This is a genomic window from Thalassotalea sp. 1_MG-2023 (genome assembly GCF_030546745.1).
Classification (GTDB): Bacteria; Pseudomonadota; Gammaproteobacteria; order Enterobacterales; family Alteromonadaceae; genus Thalassotalea_C.
The window spans coordinates 244,264-267,169 of the sequence record NZ_JAUOPD010000003.1 but is presented as its reverse complement, the minus strand read 5'-3'; the positions used below and the strand labels follow the sequence as shown (position 1 = coordinate 267,169).

Sequence of the window (22,906 nt, the reverse complement as noted above, 5' to 3'; positions counted from 1 at the left end):
ATATCTAAATGACACTTATACCAACGTTTTATGACAGCCTATTTACATGACTAATCTAAAGCCGCTTCTGCTTGATTAACTAGGTTTGAGGCATGATTAATAACATGATAAATCATGCTTTGTTCATTAGTTCCAGTAATGAGGTGTGCGCCAGGACCTTTTGCATAAACACCAACATCTTCTCCGGCATGAGTTTCTGACCCCATAGGTACTAACGCTTCTTGATGGAAGCCAGGTGAGGTTGTGTCAATTTCTGTCAGGTTTTGACGTGTATTAACATATGGATGTGCATAACCAGCATCAGCGTCGGTTTCCATACCGAGATTTTTGAAGCCAAGACCATTGGTATAGCCTAACGTTGTATACGGCATACCATCAGCGGCAAGAGTAGGTTCCTCACTACCCACAGCAATGACTTTACCTAAGATTGGGTTACCGCGTTTTGGGTAGCCAGCCATGGTAAACACATGACTATGATCAGCAGTCACAATAATTAACGTTTCCTCTGGATCAGTGGCATCAACAGCCGATTGCACCGCTTTAGCAAACTCAATGGTATCTTCTAATGCATTGTATGCATTACCAGCATGGTGACCATGATCAATACGGCCAGATTCCACCATTAAAAAATAACCCTGTTGATTGTTATCTAAAATATCAATCGCTTTTTCGGTCATCTCAGTTAAGCTTGGTTCTCCGGCAAGGTCGTTACCCCTATCGGCTTCATAATGCATGTGTGATTCATTAAACAAACCAAAAACTCTTTCTGTTGTTTCAGCATTCAATGCATTGAAGCTATTGCGATCGATAACATAATGGCCTGTTGGATAACTTGCCTGCCACTCAGCAGTAAGATCGCGGCCATCAGTTCGGTCTCCTTCAATGGCACTTGTTGCATCAACACTGTTAAAAGCAGCATCTTTAGGTAAGAAATGACGGCGCCCACCACCTAACATAACTTCCATTCCATCTACATTTAAACCGGTAAACCTTGCCTCTAAATTAGCTTCGAAATTTACCAATTGTGATGCAATATCTTCACAACCGTTAGCCGTTTCATCTGCAGGTATATCAGAAATATCTTCCCAATTGCGATCTGCAGATTTTGCATACGTTGCAGCAGGTGTAGCATGCGTAATTCTAGCAGTTGAAATAACTCCTGTAGATTTGCCAGCAATTTCAGCTAGCTCAAGTGCTGTGACAAGTTCATTTCCCGAAACTGAATCACAACTTCCTCTGCTTACCCCCTCAGCAACGCCTATAACACCAACATCTGTTTTAACGCCTGACATCATCGCTGTCATTGTGCCTGCTGAATCAGGTGTTTGCGCATCAACGTTATATGTTTTTGCAAAGCCTGAAAAAGGGAACTTATCAAAGCTTAACTGATGTTCTTCCCCCAATTTACCCATTTTCTGTCCGGCTAATATACGTGCTGCCGTGACCGTAGAAATGCCCATACCGTCACCGACGAAAAGAATGATATTTTTCGCTTTACCTGCTTCATTGGTAATAGCCGCGTTATTGGCTACCGCCTGTGTTAGCTTTTCTTCGCCGGCACTAAACCATGGATTATTAGTCGTAGTATCAACACTACCTCCCACTACATTGGTAACCGTTGGTGAGCATACATATTCACTTCCATCGACTTCATTGTCATCCAATAAACCATTTTCATTTACGTCAACGCCTGAATCAATTCTTACACCTGAGTTACGACATGTTTCATGACCAACCGGTACATAGGTTTGTTGTATTAAACTATTTAAACCATTTTTACCTGATACGCCGTCAGCACCATTTGTACCGTCTTTTCCATCATCCCCGTCACAACCAACAAGCGCTACAGCAATAGATAAAGATATATATTTTAACGTTTTCATTTTATTTTCTCCTAATTGCCAATCAAGCCAAGTGATTTATTAATGATGTGAAATACAACACTTTGCTCAATGACCCCTTGTGCTAGATATGCACCCGGCCCATGTGCATGAAGCGAGATATCTTCCCCAGCGTGTGTTTCTGATCCCATAGGTACAGCTGTTTCTTGGTGGAAACCAGGAGTTGTGGTATCAACAACGGTTAAGTCTTGTCGGCCGGCAATGGCAGATTCGTTATAACTTTGGTCTGCATCTGTTTCCATCTGTAAATTACGAAACCCAAGCCCATTGGTATAACCTAATGTGGTGTATGGCATACCGTCTGCAGCTAATGCTGGCTCTGTTGCTCCCACATTGACTACTTTACCTAGAATGGGGTTACCTCTTTTTGGGTATCCCGCAATGGTAAATACATGGCTATGATCTGCAGTTACAAGAATTAAGGTTTCTTCTGGGTTGGTAGAGTCAATTGCTTTTTGAACGGCATTGGCAAATTCAATGGTATCGGTTAACGCGTTATAAGCACTGCCTGCATGGTGACCATGATCTATTCGGCCAGACTCTACAACAAGTAAAAAACCATTATTATTATTATTTAACACTCCAATGGCTTTTTCTGTCATTTCGCTCAAACTAGGCTCGCCCGCGATATCATTTTCTCGGTCTGCTTCATAATTCATATGTGATTCATTAAACAAACCAAATAGACGTTCAGTAGATGTGGCATCAACAGCATCGAAACCTGATTTATCCATGACCAATGTGCCATTTGGGTACATCGCTTGCCATTCGGCGGTTAAATCACGATTATCTGTACGATCGCCTTCAACTGTACTTCTTGCATCAGTACTATTGTAACTTGCGTCTTTTGGTAAAAAATGACGACGACCGCCCCCCATCGCTACATCAATACCATCAACATCAATTCCTGGAAATCTTTGTTCAAGATTATTCTCAAAGTTAATTAGCTGAGATGCTATATCTTCACAACCTTGTTCAATAGCTGTATCAGGCATATCAGAAACATCTTCCCAATTACGATCGGCAGACTTTGCATAAGCTGCAGCTGGCGTTGCATGTGTGATACGGGCAGTTGACACAATACCTGTTGATAACCCTTTAATTTCCGCAGTTTCTACCGCTGTAATTAATGTGTTACCTTCTACACTTGCGCAATCACCACGTTCAATATTTTCATTTACACCAAGTACCCCTGCATCGGTCTTAACACCGGACATCATCGCTGTCATCGTTCCTGCAGAATCAGGTGTTTGTGCATCCGTATTATAAGTTTTAACTTGGGCAGAATATGGAAACGTTTCGAAACTCAAGTAACCTTCTTCACCTGAGTTTCCTGCCATTTGACCTTGAAGAATTCGCGCAGCAGTAAGGGTAGAAATACCCATGCCATCACCGACAAATAAAATAACATTTTTCGCTTTTGTACGAGAGACAATCTGTTGCTTATCTGAAAGTTTTGACTGTGCATGCGTGTACCAGTTGCTTTCTTTTTGAATACTCGGAATAACATCAGATAATGCTACTGAGCTCAAAAATAAAGACGGAATAACTGATAGTGAAACCCATCTAGTGTTCATATTTCCTTCCTCGGATTAGGGTAATTGTTTAAATAACTGACTAGGGGCTGCTGATCTTTTGAGAGTAAAACTGTTCGAACTAAACGCTAAAAATCAACAGAACCTAATGCTCAACGACATTAATTTTCAGATACTAGAGATGAAAAATGACACTAAGATGGATTGAATATGACTAACCCGTTAATGTTGGGTAACAGAAATATGACAACTTGAAGACAAAAACGAAATGTAAGTGTTAATGACTAAGGAAAAGACAACAGCTTATTGGCGGTAGTTAAATGGATAAACCACAGCAAATCTGTCATATAAACAATGACGATGTATTATTGAAATACTTATTCTCGTGCGTAAGCAATCATGCCTTTTGATCGTACTTTAGCTAAAACAATAGACTTGATTCCGTCCATTGTTTTTTGCCATGTATAACGCTTTATCGGCTCGTGAAAATAACATATCAAAAGTGCTATCATCATTAAGCATAATGGCAACTCCGACACTCACTTGAACATTTAACTCGCCTTGCCAGTGACCCGTAAGCCTTATGCTATCTTGTTGTTGACGAATTCTTTCAGCAATATGCTTTGCCTGAGCCAAGTTAGTATCAGGTAAAACGATAGCAAACTCTTCGCCACCAATTCGAGCAAGTACATCTTCACTACGTAAATTGGGGAGTAAATGCTTACTAACTGTTATTAATACTTCATCGCCTGCTTGATGGCCATACTGATCATTAATATCTTTAAAGTGGTCAATATCAATGGAAATCACAGTGAGTGGTTTACCGTTACGTTGCGCACGTTTAAATTCACGCTCTGCATGTTCAACAAAATAACGCCGATTAAATAGATTGGTTAAAGAGTCAGTATTCGCTTGTTTTCTAAACTGCTCTTTTAATTTATAAAGTTCAGTGACTTCTGTAGAAAAACCGATTAAAACCGGTACTTCACCTTCAGCATAGTATGGCACTTTAACACTCAGATAATGATGTTCATTACCGTCATCATCAATCACGGTTTCATCAATGGTTTGACGCTCACCAGTTTCAAACAGTTTTTTGTCAGATTGATAAAAATGCTCGGCCACTTCTTCAGGTAAAATGTCGGTTTCTTTTTTACCAACAACCTCTTCAGCTGGCAGGCCAAATAATGCAGCTACGCGACTGTTGACATATTTAAAAGTACGTTGGTTGTCTTTCATGTAAATATGCGCATCAACGTTATCGAGCACTATATTGAGTAAATCTTTTTGCTTTTTAACGATACCTTCTAATCGTTTTTGCTCTGTAATGTCGGTTGAAATACCGCATAAACCAATGATATTTCGTTCTTCATCATACAGCGGTTTTTTCACCGAATGGTAAATACGACATTCACCACTGGACTTCACATAATTCGTTTCTTCTTGTTCTACCATGACACCTTCAAGAAGTACTTTATTATCGTTTTTCGTCAGTTGATGCGAAATATTTAAATCAAAAAAGTGGCTATCATCTTTACCAACAACATTTTCTAATGTCGTGTCAAAGAGCTCTAGCACCATGTCATTGGCGTAAAGATATTTGCCGTTAAGATCCTTGGCGAAAATACAGGCCCCAACATTGTTTAACACTTCTGATAACAACATTACTTGTTGGGCGATAGATGAAAGTGGTTTATTATTTTGTGTCACTATTTACTGCCTAAAACCGAACATAGCAAAATACAACGTTCTTTTTCAGTATAGCTAATTTTGACATTTAGGTAAGCACTCGCTCACTAAATTGAAGATTAAAAGGGTCAGGTACAGAATCACTCAAAGAAAATTAAACAAAAGCAGATATTTCAGGCATCCCCTTTTAACCATAACTATTTACTTAAAGTAGGTATTAACGAAAGTAAAAAAGGGAGCAATTCATGCTCCCTTTATCGTTTTAATTAATGACACTAAGCCGCTTTTGCGAGCGATTTATTTGATATTTCAATCGTTATTTTTTTAGCTGACCAAATGTAATTATGGGCAAAGCCGGCTAAGAAAATTAACAATAGAACATAAAGTGCAGTGTGATCTTTTTCTACTTGTTCTGTTTTCGCTTGTTCCTCTAACTTTTGGCCACTAACTTGTTGCGCTTGTGAAGCGGCGGCTACGTCAGGTTTAGCTAGGGCCTCAGCCAACGCTTGAGAAAGCGGTGTTAAGCCAAAACCAGCAGCGGTAGAATCCATATATTCGTTGAATTTTTCATTGTTTGTTGCAACATCAAATTCACTGGCTAATTCAGTGTAAGTTTCCACCATTTTCTTAATCGTTTCTTGGTCGGCTTGCCAATAGCCTTTTCGTACTGCTTCAAGCATACGCTCTATCATTTGTGCCAAACTTTCCGGGTTGGCTTGTTCAAAGAATTCGCGCATGTCCATCTGATATTTATCTTCAACATATACCTCAAAAAACTCTTGCCATTGATCATCTCTAATCGCTTCTGGCGTCATTACTTCCCAGCCCCACATATTATTCATACGATCGAGAATGGCAGTGGCGCCAGCATAACCTGAGTCTTGCATGGCTTTTATCCAACGAGGATGAAAATATCGACTACGCATTTCTTGGTTAACAAATTCATCAAGTGTTTGGCTTTTCAGTTGATCTTTTTTACGTAAATTTGAAACAAACATTTCCGGTGTTTCACCATCAAGGTGGCGTACTGCAAGCCCGATACCACCAAAATACTGGAACGGATCGTCATTTGTCATTAAGGCGTATAAATTAGTGGAACGTGAAAAAATCACCCCATCGGTACCTGAAAGCACCTTGTTATATAAACCTTCACCATCACCAAATACATCACCAACATTTTCTGACCAACGCTTTTCATCTTTACCAAAAGCATAACCCATGCGGTCTAAATACAAATCAGCTAATTTATCATCCGTTTCCCAAGTATCAGAAGCTAATGCACTGCCAGCTAAGCCAGTACCATAGTTGCCAGTTTCATTCGAAAATATACGAATTGATGATAAGTAGTCAGCATCTTCTTCTGATTTACCTTGTGCTAACAACTCTGTTTTCAATGCGTTTGCATGACGATAGACAAAGTTGTTGTCTTCTTTCATTTTTGCAATTTTATCAATCGCTTTCGCTAACCAAAGCATGACATTAGGAAACGCGTCTCGATATAAGCCCGTCGCTGAAATAACCACGTCTATACGCGGGCGTTTTAATTCACTCATTGGGATCACTTCAGTGCCAACAACGTTGCCTTGACGATTCCATTTAGGTTTAATCCCTAGCGCATGCAATACTTGAGCTTCAAGTGCGCCTTGGTGACGCATGGTTTCTAATGACCAAAGAGAGAATGCCAACTTTTCGGGAAAGCGACCGTGTTTTTCTACGTAGGCATCAATCGTTTGATTCATTAAGGTTACACCAGCATCATACGCTTCTTTCGACGGTACTTTCGCAGGATTAAAGCCAATAATATTTCGCCCAGTCGGTGCAGCATCAGGGTTACGGATAGGGTCATTACCATAGGTTACAGGGATATAATGTCCTTCAAGCGCTAAGAGTAAGTTTTCTGTCTCTGCTATCCCCTGAAAGTTATCCCAATATTGTTGTGCGGTTGTTAAGTCTTTTAATAGCTGAGAGTCTAAACCTGCCAATGTATCTGGCGATTTAAAATAAGCATCAAGTAACTGATAACCTTCTAGTGCTGCTAAGTTTCTCACTTTTCGATGATCAAACTGTTCAGCAATGGTTAAATTATTATCCGCTTCATATTCGCCAGCACGTTGAGTAAAGTCATCACCCAACATCTGCAATATTGTGGTATATAAGTGTGCTTCTTTCGGTAATTCACCAAAAATGTGAACGCCTAAAGGCTGGCTCATTTGCGCTAAGGTGGTTAAATGATCTTGTACTTTAGGTAACAGGTTTGCAAAGTGTTGTTCAAACTCGCTTTTTTCAATCGACAGGTCTTTCAACATATTCAATTTTTCAGCAACACTAATAATTTCAGCTTGCGTATTCGCTTTTGTCTGACCTTCTTCAAGCATCATATAATTAGCTATTTTTTCACTTAATTCTGCCACTTCTGCGTATAACCCTGCTTTGGCAAATCCAGGGGTTAAATGGCTTATCATGGTTGCACGACCACGTCGTTTTGCTTGCATCGCCTCACCAACATTGTCGATGATATAAGGATAAAAAACAGGTAAGTTTCCAATGGCAAGATTCGGCGCGTCATACACTGAAAGGCCGCGCTCTTTACCTGTTAACCACTCTTGCGAGCCATGCGTACCTAAATGAATAAACGCATCAGCACCAAAGGTTTCACGTGCAAATAAGTATATGGCTAGATAACTATGGTTAATGGGTGTTTTTGTACTGTGATATAGAGATGCATGTTCTTGAGCATTTTCACCTCTAACACCTTGCGGCAACACAATCATATTCCCTAAATTCATTCGGGGAATAACAAACGCCTTTGATTGTTCGCCATTAATCGTGGTATTACGTAACATTCCGCTATCTTCAGGTTTCCCCCACCGTTCAACAATCGGAGCAGTGACTTTTTCAGGCAGATTATTAAACCACGATAAATACGTTGATAATGGCATATATTCGGCTAAATCTTGTGCAACAAGTGTTTCTGCATCTTCACCACGATAATACGGACGTAACAGTTTACCTGCCGATTCAATTAAATAAGCACTATCTTTGGGGGTCACTTGATAACCACTTTGCTTCATCGCTTTGGCAATATTGGCGATCGACGATGGAACATCTAAAAAGGCTGCACCAATGTTTTTCTCACCGGGAGGATAGTTCCAAATAAAGGTAGCGACTTTTTTCTCATTATTGTTAGTAATTGCTAGATTTGCATGATTATAAGCTCGCTCAACCAGCGCATTTAATTGATAATCAATTGCAACTTTTGCGCCTTTATCGTTTGCCGCGATAATAGTTGGGTCTGTACTACCAGTATCTTCTGGCATCACCAAAAAGAAAGGTGTTAATGATGGTGAAATTCCCGCATGGTCTTCAGAAAATGCGCTTTCATCACCTTCTGTGTAGTTTAGTGCATGCAATACCGGTACACCTACTTTTTCAAACTCCGCTCGGCGCTTTTCAACATAATGTAATGACCGGTAATTGATCAGTAAGTTAACACGCGGCTCACCGTTATCGTTAAGCAGCAAGTCCGTATAGTTTAATGCCTCATCATTTCCTTCAAAAAAGTAACCAAATGCTTTTGCGCCTTTAGCTTCTAGTCCTTTAATTAATGCATCTACGATTTGTTGCTGTTCATAATCAACAACACTTCTATGCATACCAATGGCAATAACCGGTTGTTGATCCGTTGGTGCTAAGAATTGATAAAATGCCGCTTCATCATTGGTAACTTGCGGCGTTAGGGCATAATGGTATAAACCAACATTAGGTACACGCTGTGGTGCTTCTGCTTCAACAGATGATAACGCTAACAATGAACCAGACAAATACAACATCAAATTTCGATAATTATCTCGACCAGCATTATTGTAATAACTACCAATGCTTTGCTGCTGTTTTTCAGTAAGTCCCTGATTGGTTTTCGAATTAGTTAAATCCCCTAATGAAATAACCGGAACGTTTGGAAACTCCATAAGATAAGCATGATATTTAGCAAACATAAATTTTGATAATGCGGGATTGATACCATCTAGCATAATTAAAGCTGCCTTTTGCCAATCTGCTTTAATTTCTTGTTCTGATTTACCTTTCGTTGAGTAATTGACCAATTCAAAAGGTTGATCTTTTGCTAGTGACTGCAATAAGTCACCTTTTGGTTTTGATGCATGTGAAGACATCATCAACAACACTTGAGGTTTATCACTGGCAAATAACGGCGTGGCAATAAATAAAGTGAGCAACACTACTAAGATTATTTTTTTCATTCTTGATCACTCTTTGTCTTATTATTTTTTTCGTCGCCTTCTGGCACATACACGAAGCTGCCATCTGCCATTTTATAAGCAACACCAGCTCGCATACCTTCACCTGAGCCAATATCACCGGTAGATTTATATTGTTTAATTTCTTTGCCTTTTTTCACGATCATTTCCATGTTTGGTTTCCCAGCATTTTTAATCACCGTTACATCATCAGAAGAAAAGACACTTAATGGGTTTTGCGCTAATGCAATTAATAACGCAGCAATAATCACTAAAAATACATCAACGAGATTTACCGCACTAACAATTGGGTTTAATTCTTCATCGTCATCTAAAAAGCGCATGATACTTACCTCAGTTTACGAACATTGATAAGCTCATCAGCACACCAACGTTTTTTCACAGAAGCAGGCCAAAAGGTTAACGTGGAGATAACTAATCCCCAAATAACTGCTGCGAAAGCGATAATTAGGTTTTCACTAATGCCCTGAATATTCCCATCTGCTAACGCTTGTAACGCAGGTCCCATAGGGATCATTGTCGCAATAAGCCCTAACATGGGCGCGATTCTGGTGACGATACGTAAGGTTTCTAATTGCTTTAATGCAACGACTTCTAGTTCGTCGTCACTCGCAAGCGGGTTTTTAATAAAGTAATTATGAACAGGAAAACCAGGAAGGGTGGTCATTGAACCATTATTACTGTGTATTTGTTTTACATAATTCACTTTATGTTGCCTGCGTTGTAACCACTGAGACGCAAATTTCCCTAATGCATAAATGGCATATACTACTAACAAGCAAATAACAATAATAACTGGCGTCATCAGTAATTCTGACACTTCCGCCATGGTGATTTCTAATAATTGGATGTTCACTAAATTTTATCCCCCGTAGATTAATCCAAACATTGTACATAACCCCAAAACCACAATCAAATAATAATTATTCTCATTTGTGTTTACTTTAGTGTTTTGATCCTATACAGTAAAAAACGATTGATTAGAAAGCCCAAGAAAATACCGACCCGTAGAGGTTACTTGTTTTAAATTGCAAGAGAACATCCCCCCGTTCTCGCTAACCTTAAGCAAGTATGCGGGTACGGTATTTACATCACTGAACACATATTTTTAAGTAATAGGATCTATTGCAATGTACTTGCATCAACAACCGTATAAACGAACATTATTATCAGCTGCTGTTTTTATGGCAGTTTCTTCAACGCCAGCCTTTGCCTTTGAAACACCAGATTCAGATTTAACCAACGATTTAGAAGTTATCGTGATCAGTGGTTCCAAAACTGAAAAGGCCCTTAAAGACGTTGCGGGTAGTATTTCGGTTGTTACTTCAGAAGATATTGAAAAACAAGTGGTCACTGACTTTAGCCAACTCTTCCAATATGACCCAAGTGTGCAAGTAAGTGGTTCTGCAGGTAGCGCTCAGAATGTTATTGTACGTGGTATGGGTGGTGACCGTGTGTTAATGATAAAAGATGGCATGCGCATGAATGAAGGCTACGGCGCCAACGGATTAAACGATATAGTTGGTCGTGGTTTTATTGATACCGACACCCTCAAACAAGTAGAAGTTGCCAAAGGTGCAGCATCATCGCTTTATGGTTCTGATGCTTTAGGGGGTATTGTAGTGTTTACCACTAAAGATGCTTCTGACTATTTAGAAAAAGGTGATGTTATCGCCGGTAAAGTAAAGCTTGGTTACAATGAACTGGGTAAACAAACTAACGTAGGCGGTACTCTTGCATTTAAAACCGGCGAAGTTGAGCATTTATTAAATGCCAGTGCTCGCGATGGTCAAGAAGTACAAAATTTCGATGGCACAAAACCTGACCTTGATATTGAATCAACAAGTTATCTATACAAAGCAAAACTAAATTTAAACCAAACTGACTTTTTGTCATTTTCAGCAGATATCTGGCAACAAGACGTTATTGGCAATCACGCTCTCGGGCTTCTTGAATACTTTCGTACCCTAGATGGCTACAATGTAGTTGCCGAAAAAAACACTAGCAAACAAGACACACAAGCATTCAAGCTTCGTTATTATAGTGAAACGCCTACCGCATTTTATGATTTGCTCAACATCGCTATCTATACTAACAACTCTGAACAAGAAGATATTGAATATGGCCAGTTAGATATCAATGCCAATTTTGGTTTCCCGGTGGTTGAGCTACGCGATATGTGGAATACCTCATTATATAAGCAGAAAACCAAAGGTTTTTTGTCTAATGCGAGCTTAGCACTGAACGATACCCATACCTTGGGTTATGGCCTTGATATAGAACATTCAGAGTCATTACGTACAGAAGTAAAACTGTACGAAGTGGAAGGTGTAGCGAAACCAGGATACCCGCAAGAAAGTGAAAAGTTTCCTACGACGGAAGTAAAACGCGCAGGCCTATTTATTAATGATGAAATATCGTTATTAAATAACCAGTTAACAATAACACCTGGTGCACGTTTTGATACCTATGAAATGGATACCAGCAACGCGATAAATGATGAAGGTGTTGAATACAAATCTTATGATGAAGATCATGTATCTTTAAACCTTGGTGCATTGTATAAAATTAGCGACGATATCGCAGTTTTTGCACAGTATGGTCAGGGCTTTAAAGTACCTGCATATGATCTTGCTTATATTAATCATGATAATTCTATCTATGGATATAAAGTCGTACCAAGTAATGATTTATCCCCTGAAAAAAGTGATACATACGAACTTGGTTTACGTGGTTCAGTTAACGATATCACCTTTAGCGGGGCTATATTTCACAGTAAATACGACGACTTTTTAGCGACAGAATTAATTGATATTGAAAGTGTTCTCAATCCATATACAGGGCAAGAATCGTCAGTATTAGTGTATCAATATCAAAATATTGATGCTGTAACCATTAAAGGTATTGAAGCTTCAGTTCACTATGATATTAACCATCATTTATCAGTGTTTGCCAATGCTGCTTACCAAGATGGTAAAGACGACGAAACAGGTGATTACTTAACCAGTATCAGTCCGCTATCAGGGAGTGCAGGCCTAAATATGCAGTATGGAGACTTTTCTTCTGACATTATTGTTAATTGGGCAAAGCGTATGACAAAAGTGAACAGTGGGAATGCTGAAATTGCCGGTCACGCGACTATCGATATTCTTGGCCACTATGCGCTGACCGATGATTTACGTATCAACGTAGCTATTTCAAACTTATTCGATAAAGAATACGTACGTTATTTAAATGGTGCAGGACATGCAAGCGGTAACACCTTAAACAATGTTACTGAACCAGGCAGAAGCGTTTCAGCTGCCATTCATTACCAATTTTAATCGCAGTAATTTACTCGCACGATAAAGCTCCTTTTTAGGAGCTTTTTTACTATTGAAAGCCTCTATTATCACACAACTCAATCATTGCTTTGTACAGACTGTTATTATTAACTCATAGCGTTTCACATGCTTTTTACGTAAAATTCTTTTTTGCTAACATTCACCAAACCAATAGCAGTTGCAGGTTATAATCTCAATGAACCGTCCTAATTTAGTAATCCCCTTTGCTGATAAGCCAGAGTTAACATCATTGCCTACAACGTTTACTTACCCTTTTTGTTATCAGCCAGACCCTTGGGCAAAACAAGCCGCAACTGAATTACAGCAATGGCTAAGCTTACATGCGGCCCCTCCTGAGCAATCAGAAGGAAAAATGTATGGTGTTTTAGTGGTTAAAAACCACTCTGGCGAACTTGGTTACTTATGTGCTTATTCTGGCGCAAGCATAGCAGAGCATCCTAAGGAAGAATTGTATAAACAACACTTTGTTCCTAATATTTTTAACGGCTTTTCACAAGACAGTGATTTTGTAAAACATCAAACTATTATCAATAATTTAAATAATGAAATTGATACGTTAACGACCTGTTCAAAGTTAACGAATTTAACGCAGCAACTAACTACATTAAAACAACAAGCTGAAAATGCTATCAGGGCAGAACAGCAAAAAATGGTTGAAGCAAAAAAACAACGAAAATTAACACGAGAAAGTATCGCCGAACAGTTATCACCGTGGTCAGAACAACATACTCCCGTACAATTTAAAGAAGCTAAACACGTTAGCATTTCACTTGCACGAGAAAGTGTAGAAAATAAAAAAGCGCTACAAACGTTAAAAACATATTGGCAACAAAAGATCACAACACTAAGTGAACAAGTAACAGAAAAACTAGCCATAATATCGACACTAAAAAAACGCCGGAAAAAATTATCGAATAAGTTACAAAGACAACTATTTCAACAATACCTATTATTAAATATTAAAGGCGAAAAAAAAGGCATTCTCGAGCTTTTTGCAGAAAACGACCACGCAAAGCCACCTGCAGGTACCGGTGACTGTGCAGCCCCTAAATTACTTCAATACGCCTTTCAGCACCAATTAATACCTATTTGTTTCACCGAATTTTGGTGGGGAAAATCTCATCCTGCCGAAATCCGCAAACACAGTCATTTTTATCCTGCCTGCCAAGGAAAGTGTGGGCCAATATTGCCTTTTATGCTGCAAGGCTTGGCAGTAGATACCAATCCACTGCTATCCAACCCTGCCGAAAAGTTAGCGTTAGACATTGTTTATCACGATCAACACCTAGTGGTTGTTAACAAGCCTGCTGGACTATTGTCTGTACCTGGTAAAAACATTCAAGACTCGGTTGAAACAAGAATTAAAGCACAATTTCCACAGGCAACCGGCAAGCTAATTGTTCACCGATTAGATATGGCAACTTCTGGTTTGTTAGTACTTGCTCTAACTGAGCGTGCCCATAAATCGATACAACAGCAATTTATCGAGAAAACTATTGAAAAGCGTTACATCGCTTTAGTTGACGGTATTATCACGGAGGAATCAGGCAATATTGATTTACCACTAATTCTCGATATTAATGATCGTCCTCGTCAAAAGGTTTGTCACGAACACGGAAAAGTTGCCAAAACAACATGGCAAGTGCTAGAACATATTGAAGGTAAAACAATCGTACAATTATACCCGATAACAGGTCGTACACATCAACTACGTGTACATTGTGCTCATCCAGACGGACTCAATACACCAATTACAGGTGATGGTCTTTATGGCACTTCAGCTAACAGGCTACATTTGCACGCAGAGGCATTACGTTTTAATCACCCTATTACCAAGCAGCGACTATCCTTTGTTCAAAAAGTCACGTTTTAAACCTTGAGACCATAGGTATACTAATTTCAAAAACCACATTAGCTAATATGTATTACCTAGCTGTTTTTAAACGACTTATCGAAGCATCGTCCAGCGCTAAAACTGTCAACAACTGGTTGTATCTTTCATCATTTTTTAATGACGCTAACCTAGGGTCATTGCGTGTAAAAATCAAACAGTTAGATTGGAAGTTAACGGCTTCCTCGAATAAAGTAAATGCTTTATTTACCTCTCCAAGTAATACATGTACTACGGCTGTTTCATAAGGGCACATATATTGCTGGGCTGATTCAGCCTCTTTTATGAGTGCTAATGCCTTTTCGCGATTTCCCGCAGCGGCATACGATTGCGCTAAAATAATTAATGGAAATACTTCTCGTTGGCTTAATTTAACTCCTTGCTCAGCCAGCTGAACACTTCTTTCAAAATTACCTGCTACATACTCTGCAACTGATAAATTAACAACCGGATACGGTAAAGGATGATGAAGTTTGACTTTATCTTTCCCCCACACGATCGCTGCATCCACTTCATTTACCATCAATAAAGCCCACAGTCCCCAGTCAGCAATTTCTAAGTTGAGAGGATCTAAACGTTCCGCATTAAGTAATGCCTGTTTAACCTGTTTAGCATCGCCTATTGCGGCATAATATAATGCAAAACCTAGCTCTGTTAATGCAAGGGTTGGGTCTTTATCATGTGCTTTGGTTAGCATTTTCCATGCATCTTCCCACTGCCAAGCATGCACATAAGCAATGCCAAGTAATGACATAATTTTTGCTGATTCAGGGTTTATTTCTAGTACATCAATGGCCGAAGAAATTACTTTCGGTAACACTTTTTTAGGCTGGTCAAATAAAATCATGATAACGCGATAAGCATTAGCTTTAGCGATATACGCGGCTTCAAAGGTATTGTCTTTGGCGATCGCCTGAGAAAAAAGATCGATAGACGCTAATACAGACTCATGTGTCATTAATGAGAATTGATGTTGCCCTTGAACATATAATTCGTATGCCTGTACATTCGATGTGGGTATTTGTTTAAGTACCTGTCTTTCTTTGTCTAGTATTATCACCTTAAGTGATTTTGATACGGATGACGCAATCTTACTTTGAAAATTAAAGCGATTAGTACTTTGCAGTTGAATATCAAAGTCTCCGTCCCATAATAGTTTGTCATTCTGCAAGTTTTCTAGTTCAACCGTCACCCTGATATTGCCATTTCGGCCTTCACTTATTACACCATCTAAAACAAAATTTACCTCAGGCAACTTTTCTCTAATGTGAGAGCGCTGCTTGTTGTCTTTAAACATAAAAGATGAAGGCGGTGGAATGATTTTAATCCCCGATATTTTACGTAGCGACTGTATTAATTCTCGGGTGATTTGATCCGCAAACGGTGCTAAGTTCGCGTTATGTAAACTCGAAACAGAAAATGGGACAACCAGTAAATAAGGTGGTAATTCCTTAGCTGTTTTTGTTGCATTATAAAACCAAAGAGCACAGATAATAGCAGTCAGTAATATTATTAACTTGCTCAAACTTAAAGGAAGTTTGCGCGCACGATTAACGCCGGCAATTTCACTTACACTGGTTGTAGAGTCATTAGTTAACGTAGTGCTCGCGGTGTGAACTTCAGCTTTAGCACATTCCTCAACGTCAGCAATAAACTGGTAGCCTCTTGAGCGAACAGTTTTAATAATTTGTTGTAAATTTCCATTATCTCCCAGCACTTTTCTTGCTGATTTTATGTGATTACTTAACGTGGTATCTGAAACTTCTCTGCCACTCCAAACCGTCTGAAATAGTTCTTCTCTTGTGACTAATCTTTGTCGATGCTGTATCAAATAGACAATTAAATCGAATACCTTCGGTTCTACTTGTACTATTTTTTGGTCGACACGTAACTCAAATTGCGCCAAATCTATTTCGATATCCCTTAATCGATATATCACTTTCAATCTCCGTTTTTCGATTAACGCTTTTTAGTGGGTATTAGAAATTGTTATCAATTTATTACCTAATCGTTAGCTAACCATCATGTTTTATTTTCTGCTGTATTAATAATAAACATCAGCTTAACTAAAAGGGAAATATATTATGCCAACACCACTCGAAATACTGCTCGACCCGCTCTCACTCACGCTCATTTCTATATACCTAGGGCTGGTAGCTCTCGAAACATTATACCCAGGACAAAAACAAAAAAAGGTAAAAGGTTGGATACCAAAAGCGATGCTTGTTTTTATTGTCTATTTTTATCTATCAACATACTTACCTTTAATTTGGGATAAGCACTTGTTGCCATATCAACTGATGAACCTTCAAGAGCTTAATCCGTATATTAGTACCTTAATAGCGCTTTTAGTATTTGAATTGATGATTTATCTTTGGCACAGGGCAATGCATCGCAATAACGCCTTATGGAGAACATTTCATCAAATGCATCATAGTGCAGAACGTTTAGACACCTTTGGCGCGTTCTATTTTAGCCCGTTAGATATGGTAGGTTTTACTTTTATTGGCAGTTTAACCTTAAGCTTATTTGTTGGCTTAGCACCTGAAGCAATATCTTGGTTTTTATACATCACGATGTTTTTAGCCATTTTCCAACATACGAATATTAAAACGCCACAATGGCTTGGCTATATCATTCAAAGGCCGGAGAGTCACTCCGTACATCATCAACAAGGTATTCATAGGTACAATTATTCAGACCTGCCTATTTTTGATATTTTATTCGGCACCTTTAAAAATCCAAAAGAATTTTCAAAAGACATCGGCTTTTATGAAGGCTGTTCATATCAAGTAAAAGACATTTTATTATGTAAAGACATCATCAACAGTGGAACTAAAGCCATTCAAAGAATTAAAACCCAGTGAAATATTGACCAAGAAAGATTTCTACTCTTTCTTGGTCGTGTAAGAAAATTAGCGCGACACAGGTGTTTTTGCTAAGTAAGCTGATGATTTTCCACTATAGTGTGTAGCCGATATAACCTTTCATTTGCATGCAAAAAGGCTTAGTATCAAACACCTTATCAATAAAGAGCCATTGTCATTCCACAAACGCGTAAATTGTTGACTTTCTACTAAGGCACTTAAATTTACGTGAATAATTTCAATTAAAAGCCACCCTTAAGTTACAGTAATTGTATTGCTAACCACGAGCGCCTGTTAATCCAGTGTTTAGTTATTTTTCTAAATAAAATTATTCTGGGTGTAATAAAGCTCAATGTAAAACCACTAACAAAGCAAAGCGTGTATAGGAACTTATTTTTCAATGGGCAGTGATTTTTATCAAATATCGATACTTCCTTATTCAGGGATCATTATCAAAATTTGTCGGGCATACACTAATTGCCAAGAAGACTTTGAAGATTATTACCAAGAAGTTTGCCTGCAGATATGGCGCAGTAAAGATAATTTTAATCAGCAATCAAAATGGTCAACGTGGATATACCGCATTTCATTAAATGTCTGCCTAACACATTTGAAAAAGAGTAAGTCAGGTATAACAGACATATCGTCAGATGCGTTACCCGACGAAGTTATTGACGATAGCAAAGCGTTTATCAGTGACGATATAAACCAACTATACAATGCAATAAAGCACTTATCAGAAATAGATAGAGCGCTGATTTTGCTTTATTTGGAAGAAAAAACCTATGCGGAAATTGCCGAAATTACCGGTACAAATACAAATAATATTGGTGTCAGGGTCAAGCGTATAAAAGAAAGGTTACTCAGGCATATAAAACCACAAGGAGTAAAAGATGAATAAATCAATTGAATCAATGTGGAAAGAAGGGTTTATCAATGAACCTAACCTTTCTGTACCTAAAGTGAACGCCCTTTACAATCGGAAATCACAAAATATCGTTGATAAATTACAAAGCATGTTTGCGCTCAACATCAAAGCGTTAATCATAGGCTGTATCATCATGATGATTATGATGTCGCTCATTGGCGCACCTTTTTTAGGTCTGTATATTTGTTGTTTGCTGATACCTTTAGTCATTATTGCGAAAAAAGAGTTAACCAAAAGTACTGCGTTATCAAAAGGACAGTCAAGTTATGATTATTTAGTTAACTTTGATCACTGGTTGAAAAGCTCAATTAGTACCTATGCGGTATATTATCGCTTCTTTTATCCTTTATTATTTATCGGGATGGTGACTCAAGCACTTGTCAGCAAAGCGGGAGGGCAAGTCATAGCGTTTATCCTTAAATTATTTCCAACAGATATCGTGCTACTGGGAGTTCCTTATTATCTAATCGTCATTTTAACAATACTATTTCTAGTGATAATTAAGTACTCGGATGCATTATATCGCTTAGATCTCAATATCGTTTATGGTCATCAATTTAAAAAGTTAGATGAACTACTTGCTGATATGAAAACCTTAAGAGGCTAGCACCGACAGTTATGTTCCGTATATTATAAATGGACTAAAATTGATTTTTGATCTTTCTTGGTCATTTTACTAACCACTAAATTAAACGAGTTATCGATCATGCGCTCAATTTCACCTTCAGGAATTGAGCCATCTAAAATAACCGTATTCCATTGCGCTTTATGCATATGATAACCAGGGATCACACTAGGGAATATATCCCGTAACATTATCGCTTCTTCAGGATCACACTTTAAATTGACACAATAATGCCCTTTCATTTTTCCGTGAGTATCTTTTTCATTTCCAGTACCTAACGATAAAAGTGCAAACATTTTGTTTTTCACTTTGAAGACTTTGACATCTTCACCAAAAGGATAATCTACGGATACGTATGGTTTACGTAATAAGTATTGTTCAACCATAGACTTTTTTATTATTTCTCTGCTCATATTTATTCACTTATACTGTGTTAACTCAGTGATTTTTTATAGTATTAATAGCGATAAGCACTTGATTTTACGACTTACTGTTCAGCAATTTACAGTGTTTAGTTTAGTACATAGTTTGTATAAATATGAGGTAAAAATGCAAATAAATATTTCAGCAGTCAATAAAATAACTGCTGGTTATGCCATCATCATCACATTCTTACTTATTGTTGGTTATCAAGGTTTTACAAGCATAGCGACCATCAACAGTAATTTACATAACATTAATCAGCAAGCCGCCCCTATTACAGAGCTTAGTAATCGACTAAACCAGCACCTTTCAACATTAAACCTGTTGATGTACCAGCATTACAATGCCGATGAACCGCACATTCATCAGCAATACAGAGAATTATATCAAGCAGAAAAGCTAGCACTGACGAATAAAATAACCGCATTATTGAATAAATTATTATTAATTAAAAACGCAAGTAAACAAGTTGCTCAACTCAAAGCATTAAAAGAAAAGCTTGATCAAACCTTTGATAATATTGAATTAACCATGACGCTATCTGAAACAGTATTAGAAAACTACGCTGATGTAGTCTCTAGTCTCAGTGATATTGATTCTATCGAACAGCAAATTACCGCTCATACATCATCGTTGGCGCAGTTAACATTAAACGCGGAAGAACAATACCTACTCGCAGAAGTTACAAGCTCAATACAACATGGCGCGGCAACGGCCAAGTTACTTGCAACGACACAAAATTATGATCACGCAACGCAGCTCAGCCAAGAGTTTGCGAGCTGGTTAACACATTATGTGACCTTAGGTTTTGATATTGTAGCACTACAATCAACGCCGATTAAAAAGCAAGCCTTTAAGCAATTTAGTGTATTGGCGGCAGATCTTGCCTATATTGTTGAAAGCGAGCGCGGCCTTGTTGAAAAAGCGAATACTTATTTATCTGCAAAGCAAACACTTGATAATAATTTGAAGGGAAACCAATCACAGCTATTAACATCTATAACTACCATGAATGATATTAGTTTATTTGCAAAAGAGTATTCAAATATTGTTGCAACAGACGCGGCAGATACCGTTGAAGAAAATCAGTTATTTATCATTATTTTTTGTAGTGTAGCCGTTTTTTTGGCGGTGGTAATTGCCTTAATGGCTATTAAAGGTATTCGTAAGCCTTTGAATGACGTTAACAACATATTAGCGAAAATGGCTACTGGTGATTTAACGCAAGAAATTTCCATCACATCACAAGACGAATTTGGTCAATTAAAGCAGTCAGCTAAAACCTTAAATAACGCATTAAAAGATATGATTGACGCGATTCAGGCACAATCCATCACCGTAACTGGCTCAGTCAGCGAAACCAATACGAGTACCATCGAACTGCAAGAGAATATATCAGACCAGCAAGCTCAAACAGAACTAGTCGTTACAGCCATGAATGAAATGGCAATGACCATAAAAGAAGTTGCTCAGAATGCTCAGGTGACCTTTTCTGAAATGGAAAGTGCAGCTCATTCAGCACAACAGAGTAAAGCTCACGTTCAAGAAAACAGCGCTATTAATGCGTCTCTTGAAAAAGAAATTGAAAACGCTACACAAGTAATCCAAGCCTTAGATCAAGATGTTAGCCAAATTGAAGAAATTCTTCATGTGATAGAAAGTATAGCCGCGCAAACCAATTTACTTGCTTTAAATGCCGCCATTGAAGCTGCTCGTGCAGGAGAACAAGGCAGAGGTTTTGCAGTTGTTGCAGACGAAGTACGTACTCTTGCCAAACGCACTCAAGATTCTACAGAAGAAATAAAACATAATATTGAAACCATGTTGACAGGGTCACGCCAAGCAGTATCGGTTATGGCTGCGTCGCAACACCAAACGCAAGCAGCAGTTACGAAATCTGAACAAGTTTATCAATCTATCGACAACATAGTGTCTATTATCACTAACACTAAAGCATTGAATATGCAGATAGCCACAGCTTCAGAAGAGCAAAGTGTAACCGCAGAAGAAATTAATCGTAATATCGTTAATATTTCTGATATGGCTGAAGGAACGGTAACGTGTTCAAATCGTAACAAAGCAGCAATTAACAAACTGACTCACGCTGCTCAAGAACTTGATAACTTAATCGGTAAATTTCGTGTTTAATTTAGGTACTCACATGAAGAATATGATCACCAAATTAATGCTAGTTTGTATTGCATTAATAACCTGTATTACCTCTACTTGGGCTGCTACAGAAATCAACTTATATACCTGGCGCAGACAAGAAGTATCACTATGGCAACATATTAGCCAACATAATGTCATACCTGGTGTAACGGTAAACGTTAAACTCTTAAGATCAGCGTCTTATGAACCACATATGTTATTAAGTCTTCAAAATAATACTCCTGATGTGTTTCAATGGGCACCTGGTGCTAATTCCCTACAAAAGCTTGTTAAACACAATTTTGTTAAGCCCTATCAAGGCACGCTAACGCAAATGAACCAAGGTGCGTTGATCGCCGCACTGGCAGCAGATAATAAACTTTACGGTGTACCTTTTGCCTTGCAGTTACAATCAGTTATGGTCAATAGAAAACTCGTCAATAAACACGGTATACACCAGCAACCAAAAACGTTATCGGCAATGGAACAAGTATTTTCCACATTAAAACAAGCAGGAGTAACACCAATACAACTAGCTGGCAATGTAAATTGGTATTTAAGTCAGTTACTTGCAGAAGTATTATTATCAGGCTTGGTTTCCGAGAACGTCGCAGAAAATTTAGTTTCTGGGCAAGCATGCTTTACCGATCCAGAATATCAACAGGTATTTATACGCCTCAAGCAATGGATGGATAAAGGCTTTATAAACGATAACGTAGCGTCAGAAAGCTATGTAGGCATTGCAAATTCTATGGGCTTAGGTAATTCGGCCATGACCATAGATGGCGGTTGGCGAACCAGTTCAAAATCTGATTTTTTTAAGCTAGATAATGATTTTCAATTTTATTTTTGGCAAATTCCTGGTGCAGGCAATAAAGTTTATGCCTTAGGTGATGGCACCTATCAAGTCAATGCTAATTCAACGAAATACCAAGCAGCAATGAAGGTATTAAACTTTACCGCAACCAAAGCATTTGCTGAATTATTCGCTGAACACGTACAAGAACTGCCTGCATTTGGTGAATCTGTTTCAATCAACAACCCTACACTTGCTACGTTATCTAACAAAGTGGTTGATGCTTATTCAGTCAGTTTATTCAATGCTTATACACTTAATAGCAATGAACCGAGTTATCGAACCTTAGTTACTCAAGGATTTAAAGATCTTTTCAACCATCAAAAAACACCGATAGAAATAACGCAGCAAATTCAACAAGGCCTAAATAGCTGGCAATATGTAGGGATTAATCATTGCCAATAATTCCCATTGAGCTT

At 38.3% G+C, this 22,906-nt stretch carries 15 protein-coding genes; 7 read left to right on the top strand and 8 right to left on the bottom strand.

All coding sequences use genetic code 11. From position 1 onward, the window contains the following. Positions 1-50: 50 nt before the first annotated feature. The 6 genes from Q4489_RS03880 to Q4489_RS03855 form a co-directional block, all read right to left on the bottom strand. A complete protein-coding gene (locus Q4489_RS03880; protein ID WP_303477337.1) occupies positions 51-1,883 on the bottom strand; it encodes an alkaline phosphatase in 1,833 nt (610 codons plus the stop codon). An 11-nt stretch (positions 1,884-1,894) separates the two neighbouring features. Next, positions 1,895-3,478 (bottom strand): alkaline phosphatase, encoded by a 1,584-nt coding sequence (locus tag Q4489_RS03875; RefSeq protein WP_303477335.1) that lies wholly within the window; start codon positions 3,476-3,478, stop codon positions 1,895-1,897. Positions 3,479-3,853: 375 nt separating this feature from the next. Further along, the gene (locus Q4489_RS03870; protein WP_303477333.1) at positions 3,854-5,146 is read right to left on the bottom strand and encodes a sensor domain-containing diguanylate cyclase; all 1,293 of its coding nucleotides are present in this window, start codon (positions 5,144-5,146) and stop codon (positions 3,854-3,856) included. Between the two features lie 254 nt (positions 5,147-5,400). Beyond that, positions 5,401-9,384, bottom strand: a complete 3,984-nt coding sequence (gene cobN, locus Q4489_RS03865; protein ID WP_303477330.1) for a cobaltochelatase subunit CobN — start codon at positions 9,382-9,384, stop codon at positions 5,401-5,403. Continuing rightward, positions 9,381-9,725 carry a DUF2149 domain-containing protein gene (locus Q4489_RS03860; RefSeq protein ID WP_303477327.1) on the bottom strand — a complete coding sequence of 115 codons (345 nt, stop codon included), beginning with the start codon at positions 9,723-9,725 and terminating at the stop codon, positions 9,381-9,383. Before Q4489_RS03860 ends, cobN begins: the two co-directional genes overlap by 4 nt. Before the next feature lie 5 nt (positions 9,726-9,730). Then, the gene (locus Q4489_RS03855; protein ID WP_303477325.1) at positions 9,731-10,258 is read right to left on the bottom strand and encodes a MotA/TolQ/ExbB proton channel family protein; all 528 of its coding nucleotides are present in this window, start codon (positions 10,256-10,258) and stop codon (positions 9,731-9,733) included. Positions 10,259-10,532: 274 nt separating this feature from the next. Between Q4489_RS03855 and Q4489_RS03850 the strand changes: the two genes are divergently transcribed. Both Q4489_RS03850 and Q4489_RS03845 read left to right on the top strand, forming a co-directional pair. Beyond that, positions 10,533-12,725, top strand: coding sequence for a TonB-dependent hemoglobin/transferrin/lactoferrin family receptor (locus Q4489_RS03850; RefSeq protein WP_303477323.1), 2,193 nt, complete (start codon positions 10,533-10,535; stop codon positions 12,723-12,725). 196 nt (positions 12,726-12,921) lie between these two features. Beyond that, a complete protein-coding gene (locus Q4489_RS03845; RefSeq protein WP_303477321.1) occupies positions 12,922-14,619 on the top strand; it encodes an RluA family pseudouridine synthase in 1,698 nt (565 codons plus the stop codon). Positions 14,620-14,671: 52 nt separating this feature from the next. Here Q4489_RS03845 and Q4489_RS03840 read toward each other — a convergent pair whose 3' ends face one another. Further along, positions 14,672-16,576: a winged helix-turn-helix domain-containing protein gene (locus tag Q4489_RS03840; RefSeq protein ID WP_303477319.1), complete on the bottom strand. Its 1,905-nt coding sequence runs from the start codon at positions 16,574-16,576 to the stop codon at positions 14,672-14,674. 145 nt (positions 16,577-16,721) lie between these two features. Between Q4489_RS03840 and Q4489_RS03835 the strand changes: the two genes are divergently transcribed. The 3 genes from Q4489_RS03835 (at position 16,722) to Q4489_RS03825 (ending at position 19,039) form a co-directional block, all read left to right on the top strand. Next, the gene (locus Q4489_RS03835; protein ID WP_303477317.1) at positions 16,722-17,504 is read left to right on the top strand and encodes a sterol desaturase family protein; all 783 of its coding nucleotides are present in this window, start codon (positions 16,722-16,724) and stop codon (positions 17,502-17,504) included. Between the two features lie 400 nt (positions 17,505-17,904). Continuing rightward, positions 17,905-18,405 (top strand): RNA polymerase sigma factor, encoded by a 501-nt coding sequence (locus tag Q4489_RS03830; protein ID WP_303477315.1) that lies wholly within the window; start codon positions 17,905-17,907, stop codon positions 18,403-18,405. Continuing rightward, positions 18,398-19,039: a hypothetical protein gene (locus Q4489_RS03825; RefSeq protein WP_303477313.1), complete on the top strand. Its 642-nt coding sequence runs from the start codon at positions 18,398-18,400 to the stop codon at positions 19,037-19,039. Before Q4489_RS03830 ends, Q4489_RS03825 begins: the two co-directional genes overlap by 8 nt. Positions 19,040-19,062: 23 nt before the next feature. Here the strand turns inward: Q4489_RS03825 and Q4489_RS03820 are convergent, their stop codons facing one another. Beyond that, complete coding sequence (locus Q4489_RS03820) at positions 19,063-19,470, bottom strand: MmcQ/YjbR family DNA-binding protein (protein ID WP_303477311.1); 408 nt, start codon at positions 19,468-19,470, stop codon at positions 19,063-19,065. A 136-nt stretch (positions 19,471-19,606) separates the two neighbouring features. Between Q4489_RS03820 and Q4489_RS03815 the strand changes: the two genes are divergently transcribed. Both Q4489_RS03815 and Q4489_RS03810 read left to right on the top strand, forming a co-directional pair. Further along, positions 19,607-21,628, top strand: coding sequence for a methyl-accepting chemotaxis protein (locus Q4489_RS03815; RefSeq protein WP_303477308.1), 2,022 nt, complete (start codon positions 19,607-19,609; stop codon positions 21,626-21,628). 13 nt (positions 21,629-21,641) lie between these two features. After that, complete coding sequence (locus Q4489_RS03810) at positions 21,642-22,892, top strand: ABC transporter substrate-binding protein (protein WP_303477305.1); 1,251 nt, start codon at positions 21,642-21,644, stop codon at positions 22,890-22,892. Positions 22,893-22,906: the final 14 nt, after the last annotated feature.